Below are 23263 nucleotides of genomic sequence, written 5' to 3' on the forward strand. Positions count from 1 at the left end.
ACTCGGGTGCAAACGCCGCGCTTTTGCGGGTTTGCGTCCATCGCCGGGACCTTGGACTTCACCTTCTGGGGAGTCCGGCCCTTGCGGACCAGCTGGTTGATCGTGGGCATGAATGCTTCACCTTTAAATGTCCGCCCATCAAAGCGAACGGTTACTGTACCGCGGTGGATGAAGCATCGATCCGAACTCCGCAGAAATCCGCAGAAAACGGGCAACCTTGTAACAGCAAAAGACCCCGGCTGATCGTCTCGATCTTCCGGAGGCTTCATCCGCGCCAGCAATGTTCAGCGCTGTTGTAACCGAAAAAGGCGGTTAAGCGCCGCTTTCGATCGACGCGGCCCCTAGCGGTGATTCCCTTGAGGGTCAAGGGGCGAGCAAGATTGTTGCGCCACGCCCGCCAGGCTATCGGTGGCCGATGCCCGCGATCCGCCACGCCAGCTTTGCACCCCAGGTCGCCCCCGACACCCGGCTGCTGATCCTCGGCAGCCTGCCCGGTGCGCGGTCGCTGGCCGAGCAGCAATATTATGCGCATCCGACGAACCAGTTCTGGCGGCTGGTCGGTGCGGTGATCGTCGAACCGCTCGCTGACCTTGATTATGACGAACGACTGGTCCGGCTGCGCACCGCGAAGATCGGCCTGTGGGACGTGATCCGTACCGCCGAACGGCGATCGAGCAGCGACAGCGAGATTCGCGCGCTTGAAGCGCAGGATCTAGCGTCGCTGGTGGCTACCTTGCCCAAGCTGAGCATGATCGCATTTAACGGTGGGACGGCGGCAGCCATCGGACGGCGGCAATTATCCGCCTTGCACGGCGTCGCACTTGTCGACTTACCGTCGAGCAGTGCGGCGAACACCAGCCGCTTTTCGGCGAAGCAGGAACAATGGCAGCAATTGGGTGAGGCGCTGGTCGACGACTAATCCTTCCTGTCGCGAAGCCATGGGGAGGGGGACCGCCGCCGCAGGCGGTGGTGGAGGGGCGCAACGTCAGCGGCAAAGCCCCTCCGTCAGCGCTTCGTGCTGCCACCTCCCCCTGGCTGCGCCACAGGAAGAATTAAGGCCGGTCAGTCGACCACCTTCCCCCGCGCCATCACGAAATCGACCTTTTTCAGCACCCGCACATCGGCAAGCGGGTCGCTGGCCACGGCAATGATGTCGGCGCTTTTGCCCGGCGCGATGCTGCCGATCTCGTTCGACAGGCCGAGCAGGTCGGCGGCGTTTACTGTCGCCGCTTTCAGCGCCGCGACCGGGGTCATGCCGTGCTGGACCATCAGTTCGAACTCGTCGCCGTTGCGGCCGTGCTTCGATACCCCGGCATCGGTCCCGAAGGCGATCTTGACTCCGCGCGGGACGAGCTGTTCCAGGCTCTTGCCGGTGATTTCGATCCGCCATTTGATCTTGGCCAGCACGTCGGGCTCATAGGCGCCCGGATTGGCGGCGATGCGTTCCTTATAGCCGTTCACCGTCGACAGCGTCGGGACATAATAGGTTTTCGATTTCGCCCACTGGCTGATCGTCGCTTCGTCGAGGATCGTGCCATGTTCGATCGAATCAGCGCCCGCGGTCAGCCCGAGGCGAATGCCGTCGGCGCCATGGGCATGGACCGCGACCTTTTTGCCGAACAGCTGGGCGGTTTCGACGATCGCCTGCGCTTCATCGTCGAACATCTGCTTGCCCAGCCCGGCGCCGATGCGGCTGTTGACCCCGCCGGTCGAGGCAAATTTGATCACATCGGCCCCGCGCCCGACCTGGAGTCGCACTGCGCGGCGGCAATCGTCGGCGCCGTTACAGGTGTTGCCCGCGCCCGCGAAGAAGGGCCGCAGCTCGTCGCGATAGCCAAGCGAGCCGTCCATATGTCCGGCGCTGCCCGAAATGCTGGCCCCCGCATCGACGATGCGCGGCCCCTGTACCTTGCCCGCGAGGATCGCGTCGCGCAGCGCCAGCGTCGCGCCGTCGCCATCGCCGAGGTTGCGCACCGTGGTAAAGCCCGCGCGCAGCGTCTTCATCCCGTTGACCTCGGCATTGAAGGCCTGCGCCGCGGGGCTGAGCGTGACATCCTCCAGCTGCCCCGCGATGCCGCCCGCGTCGCTGGTCAGATGGACGTGGCTGTCGATCAGGCCGGGGAGGACATATTTGTCCTTGAGGTCGATCAGGGTCGCGCCGGGTTCGGCGGGCTGATAGCCGTCGGCGACGCTCACGATCCGGCCGTTCTCGACGATGATCGTCGACGCGCCGCGAACCGGCTTGCCAGGTTCGGCGAGCAATTGTCCGGCGTGAATTGCGGTGCGCGCGGGCGCCTGCGCAGCAAGCGGAGTTACGAGCGCCGCGCCGAGCAGCGCGATCGGAAGGCAATGGATCGGTTTCATGCTGGCATCCCCTGATATGAATATGGGATGCGTTAAAGCCGATCAGAAGCCGAGCGTAAAGCGCAGCGCCGCGCCCTTGTCGTCGGGCATCGCGGCGATATGGCCGGGATCCTGCCGCCACCATGTATTGGCGATCAGATCGCCGCCCAGCAGCGACAGCGCATAGCTCGCCTCGACCACCAGTTCGCGGCCCGTCGGCGCGAGATTATAGGTGCGCTGACCGAAATCAGTGCGGCCGCTGGCATAATCATGCGCGACAGGCAGCAGCAGGTCGATGCCGCCGCGCGCGACGCGGAGTGGCTGGGCGAAACGCAGCGCGGCGCGGTCGCCGGGGCGCAGCAACCCCGCCTTGGCCACGTCGAACGAAAAGGCCGATGCCCACAGCGCCCCGCCCGCAATCAGGCCGCCACGATCGGGGCGGACCCACATCTGGCGCCATGCGCCCGACAGGCGCCATTCGTTCGCCAGATCGACGCCCAGATTGGCATCGCCCACCAGACTGGTCGCACCACCGGCGCCAAAGACGGGACCAAGCCGCGCACCGAGCAGGCTGTCCGATTCGCGCAGCCAGCTGCCGCCCAGCGCAGCGCGGAACGAGCCGAAGCGGGCATCCCACGACGCGCCAAGCCGCTGGTATCGACTGTCGCGGCCCGAGCGATAGCGGAGCAGCGGATCGTCCTGCCAGCGCGAGCCCGCCACCCAGCCATCTTCCATAAGGATGCTGACATAGTGATTGGCCGCGACGTTGTGACGCAGCACCGATCCGATCCCGAGGGTCGCGGCAAAGCCCAGCCCGTCGTGCGCGCCGTCGCCGATCAGCATCGCATGGCCGCTCTCGCCGCGCTCGCCCGCGAGCAGGCCACTGGTTGCGCGGCCAGCGGCAAAGCCGATCCGCGTCCGGGCATCGAGTCGCGTCATCACCGACGCCGCAAGGGTGCGCGCCATGCGTGCATCGTGGAACGACAACCCGGCCAGCGCATCACCCCCGCTTGCCGCCGGCGCGGTGACGAGCGACAGCGCGGTTACATGATTGGCGGCGCTTTGCTGGCGTACGAGGCCGCCGAACGCGCCTGACAATTTGAAGTCGGGACGGCGCGGCGCCAGCGACTGCGCGAAATCGACGCTGAACGCACGGCCAAAACCATCGGTAACCAGCCCGATCGTGGATAAGGCGCGCCCCGCACCTGCGTCGCCCATCGGTCCGCCCAGGACGCCAAGCGCGCTGCCCAGATTGACCGCGGTCGCAGTCCCCGCGAGCGTCGTCGCCCCCATCGGCCGAAACGCACGCGCGATGTCGAGCACGCCCTGCCCGTACACCGCATCGTCGCCGACCGCCCCGGCGTCGCGCGCCGATTGATAGAGCAATTGCACGATCTGCTGACTCGACAGGTTCGGAAATGCCTGGGCCAGCAATGCGACCGCACCGGCGACTTGCGGGGCGGCAAAGCTGGTGCCGCTGATCACGAACACAAAATTGCCGCTGGTTTCGATCACGCCGTCTTTGTACGCGCAGCATACCCCCTCGCCGAGTGCCGCGAGATAGGATCCGGCATAGGTGCCGGCGCGGTTACTGAAATCCGAACGCACGCCGTTTTCGTCCACCGAACCGACAATGATGACGAGCCCGCCCCCGGCATCGCGAAGCCCTTGCGCAAACAAACCGGGGTTGTTCGGGTCGTTGCCCCCCGCCGTCGTGTCGCCTTCGTTGCCTGCCGACAGGATCACGATGATCCCGGCGGCGGTTGCGCGTTGCACTGCGGCCCGCAACGTCGCGCCGGGGCCGTCGTCGCCGCCCAGCGAGATATTGACGACGCGGGCGCCCGCCGTCACCGCGCGGTCGAGCCCCGCGGCAATCGCGCTTTCGGGAAACAGGCACCCGCTTTCATCATTGGTCGGATCCTCGGTCGCGCAGCTCCCCGGCCGGTCGGCGCGTAGCACGAGCAGATTGGCGTTATAGGCGATGCCCATCGTGCCCGCGTCATTCTTTGCTCCGAGCAATATCTGCGCGACATTGGTGCCATGGCTGCCCTCACCGTTGATCCCGCGCGACCCGGCGAGGTCCGTCGAAAGGGGCGAGATACGCCCGGCGAATTCGGGGCTGTCTTCGTCGATGCCGTCGTCGATCACCCCTGCCAAAATTCCGTGCCCCGTCGCGCCCGCCTGATAAGCAGTGATCGCGCCATGGAAATTGACCCCGTCGGATCGCCGCGTTTCGGCGGTGTTGAAATTTCCGGCCGGTGGCGGGGTGGGCGTCGGGGTTGGTGCGGGGGTCGGAGTCGGGGTCGGCGCGGGTGCCGACGGCGGGGCCGGGGTCGGCGCAGGCCGCGCCCCGCCTCCACCACCGCAACCGGCGAGCGACAGCGCGGCGATGCTGAGGAGTATGGGCGAAGGGCGCCCAGCCAACCGGCGGATGCTGTTGCGTCGATTTGGATACGCCATCGCCGTTCCCCTTGCCTTGATCGAAGCTATCCTAGCCGACCGAATAGCGAAGGGGTAGCAAAGAGCGGTTAATTGGGCGTTCCAATCCTCCCCATCGCTGCACAACAAGGGAGGATCCTATTGCCGGCCTTGCCGCCACTTCTCCCGGCCTTTATGCGCCGCCGCACCATGTCCGTTCCCCTCAATCATATCGACTGCTGGATCTTCGATCTCGACAACACGCTCTATCCGCCGTCGGCGAAGCTTTTCGACCTGATCGATGAACGCATGGGCGCCTTCATGATGTGCCTGCTCGACTGCGATGCGGTCGAGGCTCGGCGGGTGCAGAAGCTGTATTTCCACGATCATGGTACGACGATGGCCGGGCTGATGCGCCATCACGGGGTCGACCCCGAAGATTTTCTGGTCGACGTCCATGATATCGCGCTCGACCGGATCGCGCCCGACGCACGGCTACGCGCGGGGCTTGAGCGCCTGCCCGGCCGCAAGCTGGTGTTCACCAACGCCGATGCCGATTATGCCGCGCGCGTGCTCGACGCGCGCGGCATCGCCGACCTGTTTGGCGGCATCTGCGACATTCGCGCCACCGGCTATACGCCCAAGCCCGACCCCGCGGCTTATGCGACGATGATTGCGCATCTGGGCATCGACCCGGCGCGCAGCCTGTTCGTCGAGGATATGGCGCGCAACCTGACCCCGGCCAAGGCGCTGGGGATGACCACCGTCTGGCTGGACAATGGCAGCGAAAGCGGCCATCGCGACCACCTGCCGGACCAGGTCGATTTTCATGTGAGCGACCTTGCCGACTGGCTCGATGGCTTGCCTGCTCCCTGGGGGATTTCATGACGACCGACCTGCAAACGACAATCGACGCCGCATGGGAAGCGCGCGACACTTTGGGGCTGACGACGCAGGGCACGGTGCGCGATGCGGTCGAAACCGCGCTCGCCGGGCTCGACAACGGCAGCTTGCGCGTCGCCGAGCGTGACGCGGGGGGGACATGGCAGGTCAATCAATGGCTGAAAAAGGCCGTTCTCCTGTCGTTCCGCCTCAACGACATGGAACTCATCGATGGCGGCCCCGGTGGCGCGCGCTGGTGGGACAAGGTGCCGTCGAAATTCGTGGGTTGGGGCGAGAACCGTTTCCGCGACGCAGGTTTCCGCGCCGTCCCCGGTGCGATCGTCCGCCGCGGCGCCTTTATCAGCAAGGGCGCGGTGCTGATGCCCAGCTTCGTCAATATCGGCGCCTATGTCGGTGAGGGCTCGATGGTCGACGCTTGGGCGACGGTCGGCAGCTGCGCGCAGATTGGCGCCAACGTCCATCTGTCGGGCGGCGCCGGAATCGGCGGCGTGCTCGAACCGCTGCAGGCCGGACCGGTGGTGATCGAGGACGGCGCTTTCATCGGTGCGCGCGCCGAGGTCGCCGAAGGCGTGATCGTGCGCGAAGGCGCGGTGCTGTCGATGGGGGTGTACCTCGGCGCCTCGACCAAGATTGTCGACCGCGCGACCGGCGAGATTTTCATCGGCGAAGTGCCGCCTTACGCGGTGGTTGTCCCCGGCGCGCTGCCCGGCAAGCCGCTGCCCGACGGCTCGCCCGGCCCGTCGCTCTACTGCGCGGTGATCGTCAAGCGCGTCGATGCCAAGACGCGCGCCAAAACGGGCATCAATGAGTTGCTGCGCGACTGAAGCCCCCTCGCCGCTCGTCGAACGCTGCCTCGGGTTGGTAGAAGTTTGACATCGTTTTACGATCGCCCTGCCCAAAGCGGCGCACGGAACGCCCGACGCCGGCGTGTCCGGTTGGGGGAGGAAACCATGCGTCGCTTTTCAGCTGTTTCGTCGCTGGCCATGGCTATGGCCTGCCCGCCGTCGTTAGCGATGGCGCAGGAAGCAGCGCTTGACCCTGCCCCCGCTGTCGAAACGCCTGCCAACGGCGCGCAACGCTACAGCCCCAGCGATTTCGCCAGCTTTTCGCCGCGCACCGCGCTCGATATGGTCGAGAAGGTCCCGGGCTTCCTGATCGTCACCGGCACCAACGGCGGTGAGCGCGGACTGGGAGCCGCTACGCAGAATGTGCTGATCAACGGCGAGCGTATCGCCAACAAATCGACCGATGCGCGCAGTGCGCTGCAACGCATTGCCGCAACGCAAGTCGCCTATGTCGACATCGTCGATGGCGCGAGCCTGAACGTCCCCGGCCTGACCGGGCAGGTCGCCAATGTCGTGCTGGTCGCGGGCGCGGCGCAGGCTGGCTTTACGACGACGATCCGCTGGCAACCCGAATGGCGCCCGCGGATTGCCGACAATTGGCTGGCGGGCGAGGTTTCGACCACCGGTCGGCTTGGCGGCACCAATGTCACGCTCAGTCTTAAAAATGACGCCAATCGGCAGGGGCATTGGGGACCGGAAGACCGCTTTGACGGCAACGGCGTGCTGCAGTTCACCCGCGACGAGTTTGCCCGTTATTATGGCGACCGGCCACGCCTGGCGCTGGCCTTGGCGCGCACGACGACCGGCGGCAACAAATGGAATTTCAACCTGGGCGGCCAGTTGCAGAAAATCCACGACCGGGTCAGCAGCGTGTCGGCGCGGCCAACGAACGGCATCGTGCGCGAGACGTTCGAATCGATCGAAGATGAGCATAATTTCGACATCGGCGGCGATTATGAGCTGGGACTGGGTAAGGGGCGGCTCAAACTGATCGGGCTCTACCGTTTCGAACATAGTCCCACCGTCGACACCTTCATCGTCGATCAAGCGATCGGCGGGCGCAGCGGAGAGCGGTTCAAGCAGACCGCCGACGAAGGCGAATCGATCCTGCGCGGCGAATATGGCTGGCGCACCGCGGGCGGCACCGACTGGCAGGTTGCGCTGGAAGGCGCCTATAACACGCTCGACGTCGACGCCGAATTTGCCACGTTACAACCCGACGGCAGTTTCCTGCCGATCATCTTCGGCGGCGAGACGACCAAGGTTGAGGAAAAACGCGGCGAAGCGTCACTGACCTGGGGGCGTGCACTCGCGTCAAACCTGACCGCGCAGATCAACCTTGGCGCCGAATATAGCGAGTTGTCGTCATCCGGCCCGGGCGGGCTGACCCGCCGCTTTATTCGTCCCAAGGGCAAGCTCGCGCTGGCGTGGAAGCTGGGCGCCAAGACGACCGTCAACTGGTTCGTGCAGCGCCGCGTCGATCAGCTCAATTTCTTTGATTTCGCCAGTTCGGTCGATGTCGCCAATGGGCAGGGCAATGGCGGCAACGGGTTGCTGGTGCCCCCTGTTCTGAACCGAACCGAGCTGGAGTTCGTTCAGGACATGGGTGCGTGGGGCAATGCCTCGGTCGCCTTCGCTTATGCCTATGCGCAGGATCTGGTCGATCAGATCCCGCTGTCGCCGACCACCGAAGGCCGCGGCAACCTGCCGGGTGCGCATCTTTATCGCATCAGTTCAAAGGCGACGTTGTTGCTCGACCGGCTGGGCTGGAAAGGCGCGCGCATCAACAGCGACCTGACCTGGCGACGCAACCGGGTGCGCGACCCGCTGACCGGCGGATGGCGCGATCAGAGCCAAGGCCAGGAGTATCTGGTGGATGTCAGCCTGCGTCACGACATCCCGGGATCGAAGCTGGCGTGGGGGGCGGGCTATTTCGCTGAGCGATACAGCCCCAATCTGCGGCTCGGCGCGATCGAGAATGACTATACCGACGGCGCGTTCGTCACCGCCTTTGTCGAGCATAAGGATGTCGCGGGGTTTACGGTGAAGCTGTCGTATCGCAATCTGGCCGGGATGATCGACGCATTCGACCGCACCGTGTTCGTCGATCGCCGCGACGGGCCGATCGCACTCAGCGAAAGTCGGCGGCGCAAGTTCGGGCAATATGTCCAGCTGACCGTGACGGGGACGATTTGAGCACCGTCATCCCGGCGACGGCCGGGAGGACGAGGCACGGGCGCCGCGCCGCCTTTTACCGCTCGCTCAGATAATAACGCTCGCGCGCGGTCAGGTCGTTGTTCAATTCGTAAACGATCGGCTGGCCGGTCGGGATTTCGAGGCTGGTGATGTCGGCGTCCGAAATGCCCGACAGATGCTTGACCAGCGCGCGCAGGCTGTTGCCATGGGCAGAGATCAGCACGGTCTTGCTCGCGGCAAGCTCTGGCACGATCGCGCTTTCATAATAGGGCAGGACGCGCTCGATCGTGTCCTTCAAGCTTTCGGCCGCGGGAATATCGATGCCCGCATAGCGTGGGTCGCCGGCGAGATCCCATGGCGAGCCGGCTTCGAGCGGCGGGGGAGGAATATCGAAGCTGCGGCGCCAGATCTTGACCTGATCGTCGCCATGCTTCGCCGCGGTCTCGGCCTTGTCGAGCCCGGTCAGTCCGCCATAATGACGCTCGTTGAGCCGCCAGTCCTTGGTCACCGGCAGCCACAAGCGTCCCATCGCCTCGAGCGCCAGATTCAGCGTCTTGATCGCGCGCGACTGGACCGAAGTGAAGCAGGTATCGGGCGCGATCCCCTTCGCTTTCATCAACTCGCCCGCCGCCCACGCCTCGGCCACGCCCTTTTCGGTGACGTCGACGTCCCACCAGCCGGTGAAGCGGTTTTCGAGATTCCACTGCGACTGACCATGGCGGATGAGGATGAGCTGCGGCATTTCGGATCCTTCGGATGGAGGGTTTTGCTGCCCCTTAGCGTGGCTTTCGCGTGAACGCCAATCGCCCTCTTGAAATGGTTTTCAGCGCACCCAGATTTGCAGCATCCGGTCGCCGAAACGGGGCCGGGTGGCGATCGCGGCGCGCCGCCGCGGTCCCTGACTTCGCTTTTAGGAAAGGAAGAAAGACCATGCGTAACAGTTTTGACTGGACCCCCTATCGCCGTTCGACCGTCGGTTTCGACCGGCTGTTCGATTTCCTTGAAACCAGTGGTTCGGGGGCGGAAAATTATCCGCCGTTCGACATCGAAAAGGTCGCCGACGATCATTTCCGCATCACCGTGGCGGTCGCCGGTTTCAAGAGCGACGAAATCGACATTGTTGCGCAGCAGAATATGCTGACCGTCAGCGGCCGCAAGGCGCCCGCCGCCGAAGGCGAAGAGCGGCAGCTGTTGTATAGCGGCATTGCGACGCGTGCGTTTGAACGCCGCTTCCAGCTCGCCGATTTCGTGCGCGTGAGCGCCGCCGACCTGGCCGACGGGCTGTTGATCATCGACCTGGTGCGCGAAGTGCCCGAGGCGATGAAGCCGCACAAGATCGCGATCGGCGGCCATGTGACCCCGACTCTGGTCGAGGACAAGCAGGCAGCATAAACGCCTGCGAACCCATGCCCCGCAGGGCATCACGAACGGGGTCCGGAGTCCCTTCCGGACCCCGTTTTCGTTCCTAGAGCGCGCGGGTCATGAAGCGGCTGAACGGGTCGGGCTTGTAGTCACCGAACGGTGGGCAATCATCGAAGCCATAGCGGCGATAGAGCGCGATCGCGGGTGCGAACGCCGCCCCTGAACCGGTTTCCAGACTGAGCCGCTTGAGCCCGCGGCCATGCGCCTCGGCGATAATATGGTCGAGCATGCGCGCGGCAACGCCGCGGCGCAGGAAGGCGTCGGCTGTGCGCGTCGACTTGATCTCGCCATGTTCGGCATCGAGCGTCTTGAGCGCGCCGCACCCCGCCAATGCCTCACCATCATGGATCGACCAGAAGGTCACATCGTCGGCATTAAGCCCGTCAAAATCGAGAAAATGACAGCTGCCCGCGGGCGAGTTCGCCAGCATCCCCGCGAAATGCTGTTCCAGCAACGCGCGGATCGCGGCGCCCGACAGATCGTCTTCGACGATCCGCCAGTCGCCCATCACAGCATCTGGTCGAGCGTCGCCAGACACGCGTGCGCCAGCAGCTTCGAGCGTTCGGGCGACCAGCCCGCGACCGGGTCGGGAAGGTCGTCATTGTCCTTGAACGGCATTTCGATCGTCATCGACACCGCGCCAAAGCGTTCGGCAAGCTGGGTCGTCGACATCGACAGATTGGCCTTGCCCGGCGCCGATTCGCTGTAGCCGAGTTCGACCTGGAAATCAGGGGTGTTGGCGGCGAGCGCGGTCTGGAATGCCTTATATTTTTGCAGTTGCTCGGGCTTCAGCGACGGAATGCCTTCGAAGCCCGCGATGAACACCGCCGGGATCGCTTCGTCGCCATGGACGTCCATCGCCCAATCAACCCCGGTCTCGTCCATCGCGTTGCGCACGCACAACACTTCGGGGCTGCGCGCGGCGGTCGGATTGTCCCATTCGCGGTTGAGGTTCACCCCCGCAAAATTGGTGCGCAGATGGCCGCGGCACGACCCGTCGGGATTCATGTTCGGGACGATATGGAAACGGCATTTTTTGAGCAGCGAACGCGCGTGCGGATCGGCGGGGTCGGTGAGCTTTTCGAGCGCGCCTTCGATCCACCATTCGGCCATGCTCTCGCCGGGATGCTGGCGGGCATAGAGCCAGACCTGGGTGTCGCCGTTGCCCATTTCGAGGCAGTCGATCGGCTGCCCTTCGAGGCTGGTGCCGAGGCAGCGATAGGTGACGCCTTCGCACTCGGCGATCGAGGCGACGAGGTCGTGATGGCGCTCCATCGAGAAGGGCGCGAAATAGGCAATATACAACACTGGGCTTTCGGCGGTGTGGCGGATGGTCAGCGTGCCCGCATCATAGCTGGTGTCGAGGCGGAACCAACAATCGCGGTCATAGCTTGCGCGGGCTGCATAGCGCGGCCAGCCGTCGGGATAGGCCGAAGCATCGAGCCCGGTGATCGCCAGTTCGAGAGCATCGCCGACCGCGCATGACACGCGGAAATGAAACCACTGGAAGAAATCGGAGTCGCGGTCCTTGCGGATCGACAGGCGGGCGGACGTGCCGTCGATGGCGTCCACGACGATGTTGCCGCTGTCGAAAGCGGCGTTGATGGTGATGGTCATTTGACGCTGATAGTGCGTCCCGATTCGCCGGGGAAGTCCTTGAATAAGGCTTCAGCCAATTTTGCTGCGGCAAGCGACGGTTGCGCCGCGGGCGCCTTTACCGGGATTGCCGCAAGCGCGCGGCCTTCCCACAATGCCTGCCCGGTTGCCGCATCGTCGATGCGCACCGACAGCTGCATATCGGCCATCCGCTTGGGACCGCCGCCAAGGTTGATGCCGATACCGAGTCCAACCCCTGAACCATAGCTGCCGGTCGAACCGCCAACCCCGACCGATACGGGCGAGCGGCGCCCCTCTAGCGGTTGTTCGCTGCGTTCAAAGGCGATTCGGACCAGCAATGGGGCGCGTTCGTTGGTCCCGGCGGCGACCAGCCCCTGGCGCTGCAACTGCTCGTCGACAGCGGCGCGATAGCTGTTCCATTCGAGCGACGGCATGCCTGCGCCCGGCCCATCGAGCGGCGCGGTGGCGATGGCGTAGCGCGTCCCCGGCGCCCAGCTGGGCATGGCATTGTGAAAGCGAGTGACCTCGACCGGCGGCACTGCAGTGGCACAGCCGCCGAACGAAAGCGCCGCTGCACAGAGCAGGGCGACAGAGATTTGACGCGTCATCCGGGCATCATGCGCCACCAAATATGGCTTGGCAATGAATGGGATGATGCCGCGTCGCGGCGTCTTGCGCCTCAGCGATAGAAGATGTGGTTGTCGATCTGCGCAATGCGCGTCTTGCGCCAGCCCGGCGATACATAGCGGGCGTGAAAGAACAGCGCGCCCGGGGCATGATTTTTCCAGCTGTCGTCGCGGGCGATCTGCGCGATCGCGATCGCATTGTTCCACTGCGCACCTTCGCGGATCGCCGGCATCTTGCCGCCGCGCACAAAGCTGAACTGGCTGCGCTGATGGACGACGCCGCACAGGCTTTTGGGGAAACGGCCCGACTGGGCGCGGTTGATCACGACATGCGCGACCGCAAGCTGGCCAACGAGCGATTCGCCGCGCGATTCGAAATACACGGCGCCGGCCAAGCAGCGCAGCTCGGGATCCAAGTCGGCGGGGCGGGGCGTCGCGGCGACCAGCGCGGCGAGCGATTCGGCGGTGACCGGGGCCGGTTTCGATTCCGGGGCCGGTGCTTCGCCGGTATTTTCGTTGATGCCGCCGATCGGCGCATCGGCCTTGATCGACATATCCGCCTGTTCAGCAACAACCGGCGTCTCGACGCCAGGTGCGATCAGGGCGGGAAGATTGGCGTCGGCGGCAAGATCGCTTGCAAAGCCCGGTTCCGCCAAAAGCAGCATGGTGGCGGCAGTCATGCCGACGGCAGCCACGCTGGCTACGTTCAAAATACGACTCATAGTGTCCGTCAAAAGTGCGGCCGATGAACCGAACCTCTCAAAACAGGCGGGGGACTATGGTCCAATACTGCCTGCGGTCATCGTCCGACTGCGTGTCCAACCCGTTTTGCCGGGGCATCGCCAAGACGATGCAACCCACGGAACGACCTACGCGTTATCGAATGCGCGCCACCTATGTTGCACCGCAACAGAGTCAAGTTAACGCGGCCCATTCCGCGACGAGCCGTGGCGCATCTGCGATGTCCAGTTCGACGATCCACAGATCGGGATCGGCCTTTTGCCGCCGGTTCTGGTAGTTGGCGCGCGATTCACCATCATTGGGGTCATCGGGGCCGACAGGCTCCCAGATATAGTGGCCGCTCGCCGAAAAACGCCGTTCGAGTAGCGGCCCAGGCTGGCCGCGTTCGGTGCATTGGACCAGAATGACGCCCGAATGCTCGTCGCCTTTGGCGAGCACCGTCGCAAAGCCACCCGCCGATTCGGTGCGGCGGAGCAGCAGGTCGACGAGAAAGCGGCTGGTCAGCCGCGTCATGCGAAAGTTCGCGCCGCGGCGCTACGCCGCGTCACGCGTTTCAGTGTCGGCGAGCAGCGCGTAGAGCGCTTCGTCGTTCTTCGCGCCGCGCAGCCGCTCGGCGATCGCTTCATTGCGCAGCATCCGCGACACGCCCGCGAGCGCTTTTAAATGATCGGCCCCGGCATCGAGCGGCGACAGCAGCACGAACAGCAGGTCGACCGGCAAGCCATCGACCGCGTTGAAGTCGATCGGGCGCGACAATTGCAGGAACAGCCCGCGCACCCCGGTGAGGTCGGCCATTTTGGTATGCGGCAGTGCAATCCCGCGCCCGAAGCCTGTCGAACCGAGCCGCTCGCGTTCGAGCAAGGCTTCGCTGACTTCGCCCGCATCGAGGCCTAGCGAACGGCTGGCAAGATCGCCGACAAAGGGAAACAGTGCCTTTTTCGAATCGAGTTGCACATGCGCGCGCACGGTCGCGGGATAAAGAAGGGAAGAAAGATTCATGGGTCTGATCAAATCTGTGTAGCCGCCGGGCAAAGCGTGCCGGCCGTTCCTGGGCAATCGGTTGCGGATCGGTCGTACCGGCGCCCCGCCATACCGGCATAGGACGTTGTTGGGCGCGGCCCTTATGCCGGTTGGCGGAGAAAATCCAGCCTTATCGTGGTTCGACCCAGCCGATCGTCCCGTCGTCGCGGCGATACACCATGTTGTGCGCGCCGGTCTTGCTGTTGACGAACAGCAGCGCGTTGGTGTTGCGCAGGTCGAGCATCATCACCGCGTCCGACACGCTGCTGCTGGGAATATCGACGCGCGTTTCGGCGATGATCGCGGGCGCGTCGCCGGCGTCTTCGTCATCGCCGGGGTCAAACACAGTGTAGCCCGCGTTTTCCTCGATCTCGTCGACCGTCGGCGATGGCACTGCCACGCCATTGTTGTGATCCTTCAGGCGTCGCATGTAACGTCGCAGCTGCTTTTCGATGCGCTCGGCGGCGCCCTCGAACGCGACATGCGCGTCCTGTGCCTGGCCATGTCCCTTGAGCACCAGCCCCTGCATCACATGCGCAACGATGTCGCACTGGAAACTGTCGTGCGGGCCTTTGCCAAAGGTGGCGTGCGCGCCGATCGCCCGGGAGAAATATTTGTCGGCAATCGCGTTCATCCGGTCCGACACATGCGCTTGCAGCGCTTCGCCGGTTTCGATCTGGTGGCCAGAGACGCGGATTTCCATTTTTCTTCTCCTGCTATGTCCGATGCGATGACATCAAGGGAGCGTCATCACACCGTATCGAGCCACAGCGGCTGGTTCAGCCCTGCGACAAATTCGGCATGGCGCGCCAGATCGGCGGCCGATGCCATATGGGGTCGGGGTTCTCGAAACGGACGGTCATGGCCGCGCGCCGCTTGCGGGATGGTCGGCGCCAAGGCTTCGGTACCGGGTGCCGACGATGCCAGCCCCAAACCGATCTGTCGTCCACCGGTCATTTCGATATAGAGATGCGCCAGCAATTCGGCGTCGAGCAGAGCCCCATGCTTGACGCGGTGGCTGCGGTCGATGCCGTAGCGGGTGCACAGCGCGTCGAGGCTGTGTTTGGCGCCCGGATGGAGCTTGCGGGCCATCTGCACCGTGCAGCACATCCGGCTCATGTCGAGCGCGGCGCGTCCTGCGCGCTCCAGTTCTGCGTTGACGAAACCAAAGTCGAAAGCGGCATTGTGCGCGATCAGCGGCGCGTCGCCGAGAAATTCCATCAGGTCGTCGATGCGCTCAGCAAACAAAGGCTTGTCCGACAGAAACTGGATCGACAGGCCGTGGACCGCTTCGGCAGCGGCGGGCATATCGCGCTCGGGATTGAAATAAGCGTGAAAGGTCTGGCCGGTCTCACGGCGATCCACCAGTTCGATGCACCCGATTTCGACCAGCCTGTCCCCGGTCTTGGGATCGAATCCCGTGGTTTCCGTATCGAAGATGATCTCTCGCATTGAACGATTAATCTGGACCCTATCGAGCGCGGAAACAAGAGGCGATGGCGCGAATCTGGCGATGCGTCTCGCTTTTGGGTCCGCCCGTGTCGATGACGAAATCGGCGCGCGCGCGCTTCATGCGATCGGGGACCTGAAGCCGCCGGATCGCTTTCAACCGCGCATAAGTCATACCCGGGCGGCGCATGACCCGCTTGGTCTGCATCCACGTCGGCGCCGACACCACCGCAATCGCCCCCACGCGCCGCCAGCCGCCCTTTTCGAAGAGCAGCGGGATGTCGAGCACCACGACATCCCGGGCGCGGTGGCGGGCGAGGAATTTTTTTTGTGCCCGAAACACCGCGGGATGGACGATCGCTTCGAGCGCGGCGAGTTCGTGGCGGTTGCCGAGCACCAGCCCGCCAAGCTTCTGGCGATCGACGCCGCCGGGCCCGGTCGTGCCCGGGAAACGCGCTTCGATCGCCGCGACCAGCGCGCCGCCCGGGCCTTGCAACCGGTGGACTTCGGCATCGGCATCGAATACCGGCACGCCTTCGCGTTCGAACATCGCCGCTGCAGTCGATTTGCCCATGCCAATCGAGCCGGTGAGGCCGAGGATGAAAGGCCGCCGCAACCGCGAACCGGGGCGGGGGTGGTGGGTCATGCAATGAGCAGCGCGCGCAGTTCGTCGTCGCGACCCTCGGGCGGCGGCGCGCCGAAAAACAGCTCGAAGGCGAGCGCGGCCTGGCCGATCAGCATGTCGAGCCCGTCAATGGTGTCGAGCCCGCGCGCGGCGGCAGCCTTGAGCAAGCCGGTCTGGAGCGGCGCATAGACGAGGTCATAGACAATCGCGTCTTCGGGAAGCGGCGACAGGTCAAGATCGAGCGGCGGCTGCCCGGTCATGCCAAGGCTGCTCGAATTGACGAGCAGCGCGACCGGCGGGAGCGCGGCGTCTAGCTGGACGACATCGCCCTTCAGTCCGAAGGTCGCGAGCAGGCCCATCGCTTTCAATGGGCTGCGATTGAGGATGGTGACATGGCCGACGTTCGCGCGTGCCAGCGCGAACAACACCGCCCGCGCCGCGCCGCCCGCGCCGACAACCGCGACCGGCGCGCCGTCCAGATCGAGCTCGGCAAGCGGCGCATAAAAGCCCGCCGCGTCGGTGTTGGTGCCGATCACCGACCCGTCGGGCTGACGCACGATCGTATTCATGGCCCCGATCGTACAGCGAATATTGCCAGGGTCGTCGACCAGGTCCATCACCGCGACCTTGTGCGGGATGGTGACGTTGCAGCCGCGCCAGTGGGGATCGTCACGGCGCTCGGTGAGGTAGGCGGCGAGATCCTGAGGCTTGATATGGGCGCGCCGATAATCCCCCGCGATGCCGAGCGCTTCGAGCCAAAATTTGTGGATCAGCGGCGATTTCGACTGCGCGATCGGATCGCCGATTACTTCGGCATAAGGGGTGCCGCTCATGATGCCGCCAATCCGGTCGTGCGCAGCCACGCGAGCAATGGCAGCATCGGCATCCCGATGATCGTCCAGGGATCGCCCTCAACCTTTTCGAACAATTGCACGCCCGCTCCCTCGATCTCGTAACAGCCGACTGTCCAGCGAATGCTGTCCCAATGCTGCGCGACATAGGCGGCGATGAAGGCGTCGGACAAGGGACGCATCCACAGCTTCGCCTCGCCGATCGCGCGCCACACCGGCTCACCGTCGCGCGCGGCCACTGCAGCGCTGAACAGGCGATGACGCGCGCCCGCCATGCGGCGGAGGTGATCGGCGGCGGCGTCGGGTGTCTCGGGTTTCGACAGCATTGACCCGTCATCAAGCGCGAGCGTCGAGTCGGCGCCGATGACGGTCACACCGGGAAGCCGCGACGAGATTTTGACGGCTTTGGCTTCGGCGAGTGCGTCGGCGATATTGCGCGGGGTCTGGCCGGTTGCGAGCAGCGATGCGGTCAGCGCCTCCTCGTCGACATGCGCGGCGGTCGTCTCGAATTTGAGTCCGGCGGCCCGCAGCATCGCGGCGCGGCCGCTGCTTTGCGAAGCGAGCAGCAAGGTCATGCGCTCGCCCGATCCTCGACCAGCTTGATCACCGCCGCGGCGGTTTCCTCGATCGAACGCCGCGTCACATCGATCACCGGCCAGCCGTTATCGGCGAACATCCGCCGCGCATAGGCCAGCTCGGCCTTGACCCGCTCGTCATCGACATAGCTCGTCTCCGGCGCCTGGTTGAGCGAGAGCAGCCGGTTGCGCCGCACCTGCACCAGGCGGTCGAGCCCGGTGGTCAGCCCGACGACCATCGGGCGCTTCAGCCGGAACAAGGCATCGGGCGGCGGCGATTCAGGAACGATCGGAATGTTCGCGGTCTTGAATCCGCGATTGGCCAGATAGATGCTGGTCGGGGTTTTCGAGGTGCGCGACACCCCGGCCAGAACGATGTCGGCCTGTTCCCAATTCTCCCAGCCGATGCCGTCGTCATGCGCAACGGTGAACTGAATCGCCTCGACCCGCGCGAAGTACGCGGCGTCGAGCTGGTGCTGGCGTCCCGGCCGCGCCTTCGCCTCCTGACCCAGCATCCGCGACAGCGCATCGGTCACCGCGTCGAGCGCGGGCACAAGCGGCAGATTGAGCGCCCCGGCGCGGCGTTCGAGACTGACGCGTAGGTCGCCGTTGACGAGCGTGAACAGGATCATCCCCGGACTGGCCTGCACTTCGGCCATGATCCGGTCGAGATGCGATTCCGAGCGTACCATCGGCCAGAAATGGCGCACCACTTCGACATCGTCGAACTGTGCGATCGCCGCCTTGGCGATATTTTCGAGTGTCTCCCCGGTGGAGTCAGATATGAGATGAAGGTGAAGCCGGCCCATCGCGGCACCATGGCGGGAAGCTGCAGAAAAAGGCAATCCCAGATCAGGTCTGCACGGCCAAAAAGCCACCTGTGGATAAGTTTTGGACAAGCGCGGGGAGCAAATGGGGACGGGAGATTTGTCCCCGACACTGCCGATTCCCCTCGATCACTTGTCCACAAGGGACGGAATCTATCCACAGGCTGTGAATTAGGGGCACAGCCGGCCGCGACTCTGCGCGCAGCGACGGCCCGAGGAGAGTCAAGCTGTTGGCAAAATCGGCGCCTCCGCCTAAAGCCGCACTGTCCGCCGACCAACAAACCACCACAATAATATCCAATCTATATATTGAAGAGAGAAAGAGGGGCCGTGTGAAGGCGTCACCGAAGAGCTTGCTGGCCGTGCTGCGCGGAGTGCGGCAGGAACGCCCGCCACTGTGGCTGATGCGTCAGGCAGGACGCTATCTCCCCGAATATCGCGCGCTGCGGGAGACCAAGGGCGGTTTCCTCGAGCTATGCTATGATCCAGAAGCGGCGGCGGAAGTTACCCTGCAGCCGATCCGGCGCTTCGGCTTCGACGGATCCATTCTGTTTTCCGACATCTTGATCGTCCCCCACGCGCTGGGACAGAAATTATGGTTCGAAGCTGGCGAGGGGCCGCGGCTTGCCCCGCCGCTCGTCGACAGCGCGCTCGCTGCGCTCGAAGCGGCGCCGGAGCGGCTGGACCCCATTTATGCGACCGTCGCGCGCGTTGCCGCCTCGCTGCCCGCCGAGACGACCTTCCTGGGCTTTGCCGGCAGTCCCTGGACCGTCGCCACCTATATGGTGGCCGGGCAGGGGTCGAAGGATCAGGCCGCAGCGCGGCGGTTGGCGTTTGGGGATCCGGCGGCGTTTCAGGCGATCATCGATGCGATCGTTGATGTTACCGTAACCTATCTGTCAGGGCAGATCGAACATGGCGTCGAGGCGGTGCAGTTGTTCGACAGCTGGGCCGGCAGCCTGAGCCCGGCGCAATTCGAACGCTGGGTGATCGCGCCCAACGCGGAAATTGTCCGCCGTTTAAAGACGATGCACCCCGACACACCGGTGATCGGCTTTCCGAAGGGCGCAGGCGGCAAGCTGCGCGCCTATGCCGATGAAACGGGGGTCAATGCAATCGGGCTCGACGAGACGGTTGATCCCGACTGGGCCGACCGTGTGCTGCCGCAACATCTGCCGGTGCAAGGCAATCTTGATCCGCTGGCGCTCGTAGCGGGGGGGCCCGCATTGGACGCCGCGATCGACCGCATCCTTGCAGCCTTCCCGGCGCGACCCCATATCTTCAACCTCGGCCATGGCATCGTCCCCGATACGCCGATCGCCCATGTCGAGCATCTGATCAGACGGGTTCGCGGCGGGTAATATGGCAGACTGGGCGGGATTTTTGGGGGCGACGATGCTTTGGGTCAAAGCGGCGCACATCATTTTTGTGATCTTCCTGATGGCCGGCCTGTTCATGATGCCGCGCTTCTTTGTCTATCACCACCAATGTGCTGTTGGATCGGTCGAGGACAAAAAGTGGATCGAGCGCGAAGACCGTTTGCGGCGCATCATCCTGAATCCGTCGCTGACGATCGTCTGGCTTCTCGGGCTGCTGCTCGCCTTCAACGGCAATTATTGGGGTGAGACCTGGTTCATTGCCAAATTCATGCTGGTGTTTGCGCTGTCGGGTTACCACGGCTGGATGATCGGCTATTTCAAGAAGCTGCAACAGGGCCAGCGGCCGCTCACCGAAAAGCAGCTGCGGCTGCTCAACGAAGTCCCCGGTGTCGCCGCCGCGGTCATCGTCATTCTGGCGGTCGTTCGGCCCTGATATCCGGTGGTCCGGCGCAGGTCCGATTGACTTGCCCCCGCGGCGGTTATAGGGGCCGTGTCAATCCCGCCAGTCGGGCGGCGCTTCCCAAGCGCCGAAGCTATCGCAAACGGTCGTCCCACGGCCGGATAGGCACCCCAGCGGTGCAATGAAAATCGACTGTCATTTTTCCTGAAATTCACCTGGAATCCATCCATGCATCTTAAAGAACTCAAAACGAAATCGCCCGCCCAGCTGGTCGAAATGGCCGAGGAACTGGGGGTCGAAGGCGCTTCGACGCTGCGCAAACAGGATCTGATGTTCTCGATCCTCAAAGAAGTCGCCGAGGATGAAGAGATCATCGGCTCGGGCACGATCGAAGTGCTGCCGGACTCGTTCGGCTTTCTGCGTTCGTCCGAAGCCAATTATCTCGCCGGTCCCGACGACATCTATGTGTCGCCGAACCAGGTCCGCAAGCATGGCCTGCGCACCGGCGATACCGTTGAAGGCGAGATCCGCGCGCCGCGCGACGGCGAGCGCTATTTTGCGCTGACCAAGCTGATCAGCGTCAATTTCGACGATCCCGATGTCGTCCGTCACCGGGTCAATTTCGATAACCTGACCCCGCTTTATCCGAACCAGAAGCTGTCGCTCGACACCGTCGATCCGACGGTCAAGGACAAGTCGGCGCGGGTGATCGACCTGATCAGCCCGCAGGGCAAGGGCCAGCGCGCGCTGATCGTCGCGCCGCCGCGCACCGGTAAAACGGTGCTGTTGCAAAATATCGCCAAGGCGATCACCGACAATCACCCCGAGGTGTATCTGATCGTCCTGCTCGTCGACGAGCGCCCCGAGGAAGTCACCGACATGCAGCGCAGCGTGAAGGGCGAGGTCGTGTCCTCGACCTTCGACGAACCCGCGACGCGCCACGTCCAGGTCGCCGAAATGGTGATCGAAAAGGCCAAGCGTCTGGTCGAGCACAAGAAGGATGTTGTTATCCTGCTCGATTCGATCACGCGCTTGGGGCGCGCCTACAACACCGTGGTGCCGTCATCGGGCAAGGTGCTGACCGGCGGTGTCGATGCCAATGCGCTGCAGCGCCCGAAGCGCTTCTTCGGCGCTGCGCGTAATATCGAGGAAGGCGGGTCGCTGTCGATCATTGCCACCGCGCTGATCGATACCGGCAGCCGCATGGACGAAGTGATCTTCGAAGAATTCAAGGGCACCGGTAACTCCGAAATCGTCCTCGACCGCAAGGTCGCCGACAAGCGCATCTTCCCCGCCCTCGACGTCGGCAAGTCGGGAACGCGCAAGGAAGAACTGCTCATGGAAAAGGACAAGCTCAGCAAAATGTGGGTGCTGCGCCGCATTCTCATGCAGATGGGCACCATCGATGCGATGGAATTCCTGCTCGACAAGATCAAGGATTCGAAGACCAACGAGGATTTTTTCGATTCGATGAACCAATAGGTCGGATGCGCGCAGCATGATCGTCGAGCACGCACTGTTGCAGGTTCGTGCCGGCGAAGGTGCCGCGTTCGAACGCGCTTTGGCTCAAGCGCGCCCGCTGATCGCCGCCTCGCCCGGATTTTTGGGGATGGAGGTGCGGCGCGGGTGCGAAGCGGTGGAAACTTACTTGCTGATCGTGCATTGGGACCGCATGGAAGACCATCGTGATGGTTTCCGTCGCTCGGATCGATACAACGAGTGGCGGACGCTGTTACATCCTTTTTATGACCCCATGCCTGTCGTGCAATATTTCGGAGAGCCTGTGTGATTGACCTTTTGTTGACCGCTGCCACCACGGCTGCGCAAGGTTTTGGCGGCCCCAGCGAAATATGGGGCCATATCGTCAATGATTTTTCGAACATCACCGAACCCGCCGCGATGGCGGCGTTTTTGCAGGTGTTGCTGATCGACCTTGTGCTCGCGGGCGACAATGCGATCGTCGTCGGCGCGCTGGCCGCAGGGCTGCCCCCCGAACAGCGTCGCAAGGTGATCCTGATCGGCGTCCTCGCGGCGCTTGTCTTGCGTATCGCCTTTGCCTTGGTCGTGACCCAGCTCTTGCAGATCGTCGGGCTGATCTTCATCGGCGGCCTGCTGCTCGCTTGGGTGGCGTGGAAGATGTGGCGCGAGCTGCGCGATGGTGCGCATTCGGCCGGTTCGCCGGAAATTGCTGGCGACGAACATTCGGGGCTGAAGCCCGCCAAGAGCTTTGCCGGTGCCGCCTGGGCGGTCGCCATCGCCGACGTCAGCATGAGCCTCGACAATGTTCTCGCGGTGGCAGGCGCAGCGCGTGACCACCCCGGGATCATGATTGTCGGCCTGATCGTTGCCGTCGCGCTTATGGGTCTGGCCGCGAACATCATTGCCAAATATATCGAGCGTTATCGCTGGATCGCCTACATCGGCCTTGCGGTCATCGTCTATGTCGCGGTCAAGATGATCTACGACGGCTGGGTCGACCCGACGGTCGGGCTGGGGACATTGCTGGGCTAGACCGCTTCGATATCCCGACGCCGACGGCTTAGTTACCCGTTGGCGTCGGGACGATCGCGGCGTATCGGCTTGGTTTTCGCCGTCGCCGCACCATTTAAGCTCGATGCCCCCACTCCATCTCACCAAGGTCGCGGTCGGTTGCGCGCATGTCGAGACCTTCGCGCGCCGGGTGGCGACGCGCGTGCGCGATGGCGAGGTGCGCTATGCGACGCGGATGCGGCCGAAGCGGATGGACGAGCTGATCGGTGGCTATCTGCACTGGATCATCAAGCACCGCATCGTCGCGCGGCAGCAGATTTTGCGCTTTGATGATCGCAAGGATGGCCGGGTCGACATCGTATGTTCGGAGGATGTGGAGATATTGCCGCCGCTATCGAAGCGCGCGCATCAGGGCTGGCGCTATCTGGCCGATGAGGATGCGCCGAAAGGCATGACCGAGCATGACGGCGTGGCCGATCTGCCGCCGCACCTTTACCGCGAGTTGGCCGCGTTGATGCTGATCTAGCGCAGCGCGA

At 64.0% G+C, this 23263-nt stretch carries 26 protein-coding genes and 1 pseudogene; 11 read left to right on the top strand and 16 right to left on the bottom strand.

What is annotated here, in order from left to right:
* Positions 1–110: pseudogene (gene rpsL, locus VGN68_RS09505) on the bottom strand (30S ribosomal protein S12); the annotation flags it as partial.
* Positions 111–415: 305 nt separating this feature from the next.
* On the opposite strand from rpsL, the gene VGN68_RS09510 reads away from it, so the two are divergent.
* A complete protein-coding gene (locus VGN68_RS09510; protein ID WP_327476098.1) occupies positions 416–919 on the top strand; it encodes a DNA-deoxyinosine glycosylase in 504 nt (167 codons plus the stop codon).
* A gap of 143 nt (positions 920–1062) precedes the next feature.
* Here VGN68_RS09510 and VGN68_RS09515 read toward each other — a convergent pair whose 3' ends face one another.
* Together VGN68_RS09515 and VGN68_RS09520 are read right to left on the bottom strand one after the other, a co-directional pair.
* Positions 1063–2364, bottom strand: a complete 1302-nt coding sequence (locus VGN68_RS09515; RefSeq protein WP_327476100.1) for an amidohydrolase family protein — start codon at positions 2362–2364, stop codon at positions 1063–1065.
* A 42-nt stretch (positions 2365–2406) separates the two neighbouring features.
* On the bottom strand, positions 2407–4803 hold the full coding sequence (locus VGN68_RS09520; protein WP_327476102.1) for a S8 family peptidase: 2397 nt from the start codon (positions 4801–4803) through the stop codon (positions 2407–2409).
* A 168-nt stretch (positions 4804–4971) separates the two neighbouring features.
* Here VGN68_RS09520 and VGN68_RS09525 point away from each other — a divergent pair, with 168 nt between their 5' ends.
* The 3 genes from VGN68_RS09525 to VGN68_RS09535 all read left to right on the top strand — a co-directional run bounded on the left by VGN68_RS09525 (position 4972) and on the right by VGN68_RS09535 (position 8705).
* Positions 4972–5649, top strand: a complete 678-nt coding sequence (locus VGN68_RS09525; RefSeq protein WP_327476104.1) for a pyrimidine 5'-nucleotidase — start codon at positions 4972–4974, stop codon at positions 5647–5649.
* Positions 5646–6488: a 2,3,4,5-tetrahydropyridine-2,6-dicarboxylate N-succinyltransferase gene (gene dapD, locus VGN68_RS09530; RefSeq protein WP_327476106.1), complete on the top strand. Its 843-nt coding sequence runs from the start codon at positions 5646–5648 to the stop codon at positions 6486–6488. The genes VGN68_RS09525 and dapD overlap by 4 nt, the downstream gene beginning before the upstream one ends.
* 126 nt (positions 6489–6614) lie before the next feature.
* The gene (locus VGN68_RS09535; RefSeq protein WP_327476108.1) at positions 6615–8705 is read left to right on the top strand and encodes a TonB-dependent receptor; all 2091 of its coding nucleotides are present in this window, start codon (positions 6615–6617) and stop codon (positions 8703–8705) included.
* Positions 8706–8760: 55 nt separating this feature from the next.
* Here the strand turns inward: VGN68_RS09535 and gpmA are convergent, their stop codons facing one another.
* Complete coding sequence (gpmA, locus tag VGN68_RS09540; RefSeq protein WP_327476110.1) at positions 8761–9447, bottom strand: 2,3-diphosphoglycerate-dependent phosphoglycerate mutase; 687 nt, start codon at positions 9445–9447, stop codon at positions 8761–8763.
* Between the two features lie 188 nt (positions 9448–9635).
* On the opposite strand from gpmA, the gene VGN68_RS09545 reads away from it, so the two are divergent.
* Positions 9636–10097: an Hsp20 family protein gene (locus VGN68_RS09545; protein WP_327476112.1), complete on the top strand. Its 462-nt coding sequence runs from the start codon at positions 9636–9638 to the stop codon at positions 10095–10097.
* Between the two features lie 73 nt (positions 10098–10170).
* On the opposite strand, the gene VGN68_RS09550 is transcribed toward VGN68_RS09545, so the two are convergent.
* From VGN68_RS09550 to VGN68_RS09605, 12 genes are all read right to left on the bottom strand, one after another.
* Positions 10171–10635, bottom strand: coding sequence for a GNAT family N-acetyltransferase (locus VGN68_RS09550; RefSeq protein ID WP_327476114.1), 465 nt, complete (start codon positions 10633–10635; stop codon positions 10171–10173).
* Entirely contained in the window at positions 10635–11744 is a 1110-nt protein-coding gene (locus VGN68_RS09555; RefSeq protein ID WP_327476116.1) for a M14 family metallopeptidase, read from the bottom strand. The genes VGN68_RS09550 and VGN68_RS09555 overlap by 1 nt, the downstream gene beginning before the upstream one ends.
* Positions 11741–12352 carry a DUF4136 domain-containing protein gene (locus VGN68_RS09560; protein ID WP_327476118.1) on the bottom strand — a complete coding sequence of 204 codons (612 nt, stop codon included), beginning with the start codon at positions 12350–12352 and terminating at the stop codon, positions 11741–11743. Before VGN68_RS09560 ends, VGN68_RS09555 begins: the two co-directional genes overlap by 4 nt.
* Before the next feature lie 71 nt (positions 12353–12423).
* Positions 12424–13092: a cell wall hydrolase gene (locus VGN68_RS09565; protein WP_327476120.1), complete on the bottom strand. Its 669-nt coding sequence runs from the start codon at positions 13090–13092 to the stop codon at positions 12424–12426.
* Positions 13093–13285: 193 nt separating this feature from the next.
* Positions 13286–13624, bottom strand: a complete 339-nt coding sequence (locus VGN68_RS09570; RefSeq protein WP_327476122.1) for a DUF1491 family protein — start codon at positions 13622–13624, stop codon at positions 13286–13288.
* Between the two features lie 21 nt (positions 13625–13645).
* The gene (locus VGN68_RS09575; RefSeq protein ID WP_327476124.1) at positions 13646–14110 is read right to left on the bottom strand and encodes a PTS sugar transporter subunit IIA; all 465 of its coding nucleotides are present in this window, start codon (positions 14108–14110) and stop codon (positions 13646–13648) included.
* Between the two features lie 151 nt (positions 14111–14261).
* Positions 14262–14834, bottom strand: a complete 573-nt coding sequence (gene hpf / locus VGN68_RS09580; protein WP_327476126.1) for a ribosome hibernation-promoting factor, HPF/YfiA family — start codon at positions 14832–14834, stop codon at positions 14262–14264.
* Positions 14835–14881: 47 nt separating this feature from the next.
* The gene (dnaQ, locus tag VGN68_RS09585) at positions 14882–15583 is read right to left on the bottom strand and encodes a DNA polymerase III subunit epsilon (RefSeq protein ID WP_327476128.1); all 702 of its coding nucleotides are present in this window, start codon (positions 15581–15583) and stop codon (positions 14882–14884) included.
* A gap of 19 nt (positions 15584–15602) precedes the next feature.
* Positions 15603–16226: a dephospho-CoA kinase gene (gene coaE / locus VGN68_RS09590; RefSeq protein ID WP_327476130.1), complete on the bottom strand. Its 624-nt coding sequence runs from the start codon at positions 16224–16226 to the stop codon at positions 15603–15605.
* The gene (gene aroE / locus VGN68_RS09595; protein WP_327476132.1) at positions 16223–17038 is read right to left on the bottom strand and encodes a shikimate dehydrogenase; all 816 of its coding nucleotides are present in this window, start codon (positions 17036–17038) and stop codon (positions 16223–16225) included. Before aroE ends, coaE begins: the two co-directional genes overlap by 4 nt.
* Complete coding sequence (locus VGN68_RS09600) at positions 17035–17631, bottom strand: Maf family protein (RefSeq protein WP_327476134.1); 597 nt, start codon at positions 17629–17631, stop codon at positions 17035–17037. Before VGN68_RS09600 ends, aroE begins: the two co-directional genes overlap by 4 nt.
* Complete coding sequence (locus VGN68_RS09605) at positions 17628–18440, bottom strand: pyruvate, water dikinase regulatory protein (RefSeq protein ID WP_194953125.1); 813 nt, start codon at positions 18438–18440, stop codon at positions 17628–17630. The genes VGN68_RS09600 and VGN68_RS09605 overlap by 4 nt, the downstream gene beginning before the upstream one ends.
* Positions 18441–18790: 350 nt before the next feature.
* Between VGN68_RS09605 and hemE the strand changes: the two genes are divergently transcribed.
* From hemE to VGN68_RS09635, 6 genes are all read left to right on the top strand, one after another.
* Positions 18791–19819: a uroporphyrinogen decarboxylase gene (hemE, locus tag VGN68_RS09610; protein ID WP_327476141.1), complete on the top strand. Its 1029-nt coding sequence runs from the start codon at positions 18791–18793 to the stop codon at positions 19817–19819.
* A gap of 1 nt (position 19820) precedes the next feature.
* Positions 19821–20270 carry a CopD family protein gene (locus tag VGN68_RS09615; protein ID WP_327476143.1) on the top strand — a complete coding sequence of 150 codons (450 nt, stop codon included), beginning with the start codon at positions 19821–19823 and terminating at the stop codon, positions 20268–20270.
* A 195-nt stretch (positions 20271–20465) separates the two neighbouring features.
* Positions 20466–21719, top strand: a complete 1254-nt coding sequence (gene rho, locus VGN68_RS09620; protein ID WP_088439868.1) for a transcription termination factor Rho — start codon at positions 20466–20468, stop codon at positions 21717–21719.
* Between the two features lie 16 nt (positions 21720–21735).
* Positions 21736–22026 (top strand): antibiotic biosynthesis monooxygenase, encoded by a 291-nt coding sequence (locus VGN68_RS09625; protein WP_327476147.1) that lies wholly within the window; start codon positions 21736–21738, stop codon positions 22024–22026.
* Positions 22023–22748, top strand: a complete 726-nt coding sequence (locus VGN68_RS09630) for a TerC family protein (protein ID WP_327476149.1) — start codon at positions 22023–22025, stop codon at positions 22746–22748. The genes VGN68_RS09625 and VGN68_RS09630 overlap by 4 nt, the downstream gene beginning before the upstream one ends.
* A gap of 103 nt (positions 22749–22851) precedes the next feature.
* Entirely contained in the window at positions 22852–23253 is a 402-nt protein-coding gene (locus VGN68_RS09635; protein WP_327476151.1) for a DUF1489 family protein, read from the top strand.
* Positions 23254–23263: the final 10 nt, after the last annotated feature.

Source organism: Sphingopyxis sp. (assembly GCF_035998965.1).
Classification (GTDB): Bacteria; Pseudomonadota; Alphaproteobacteria; order Sphingomonadales; family Sphingomonadaceae; genus Sphingopyxis.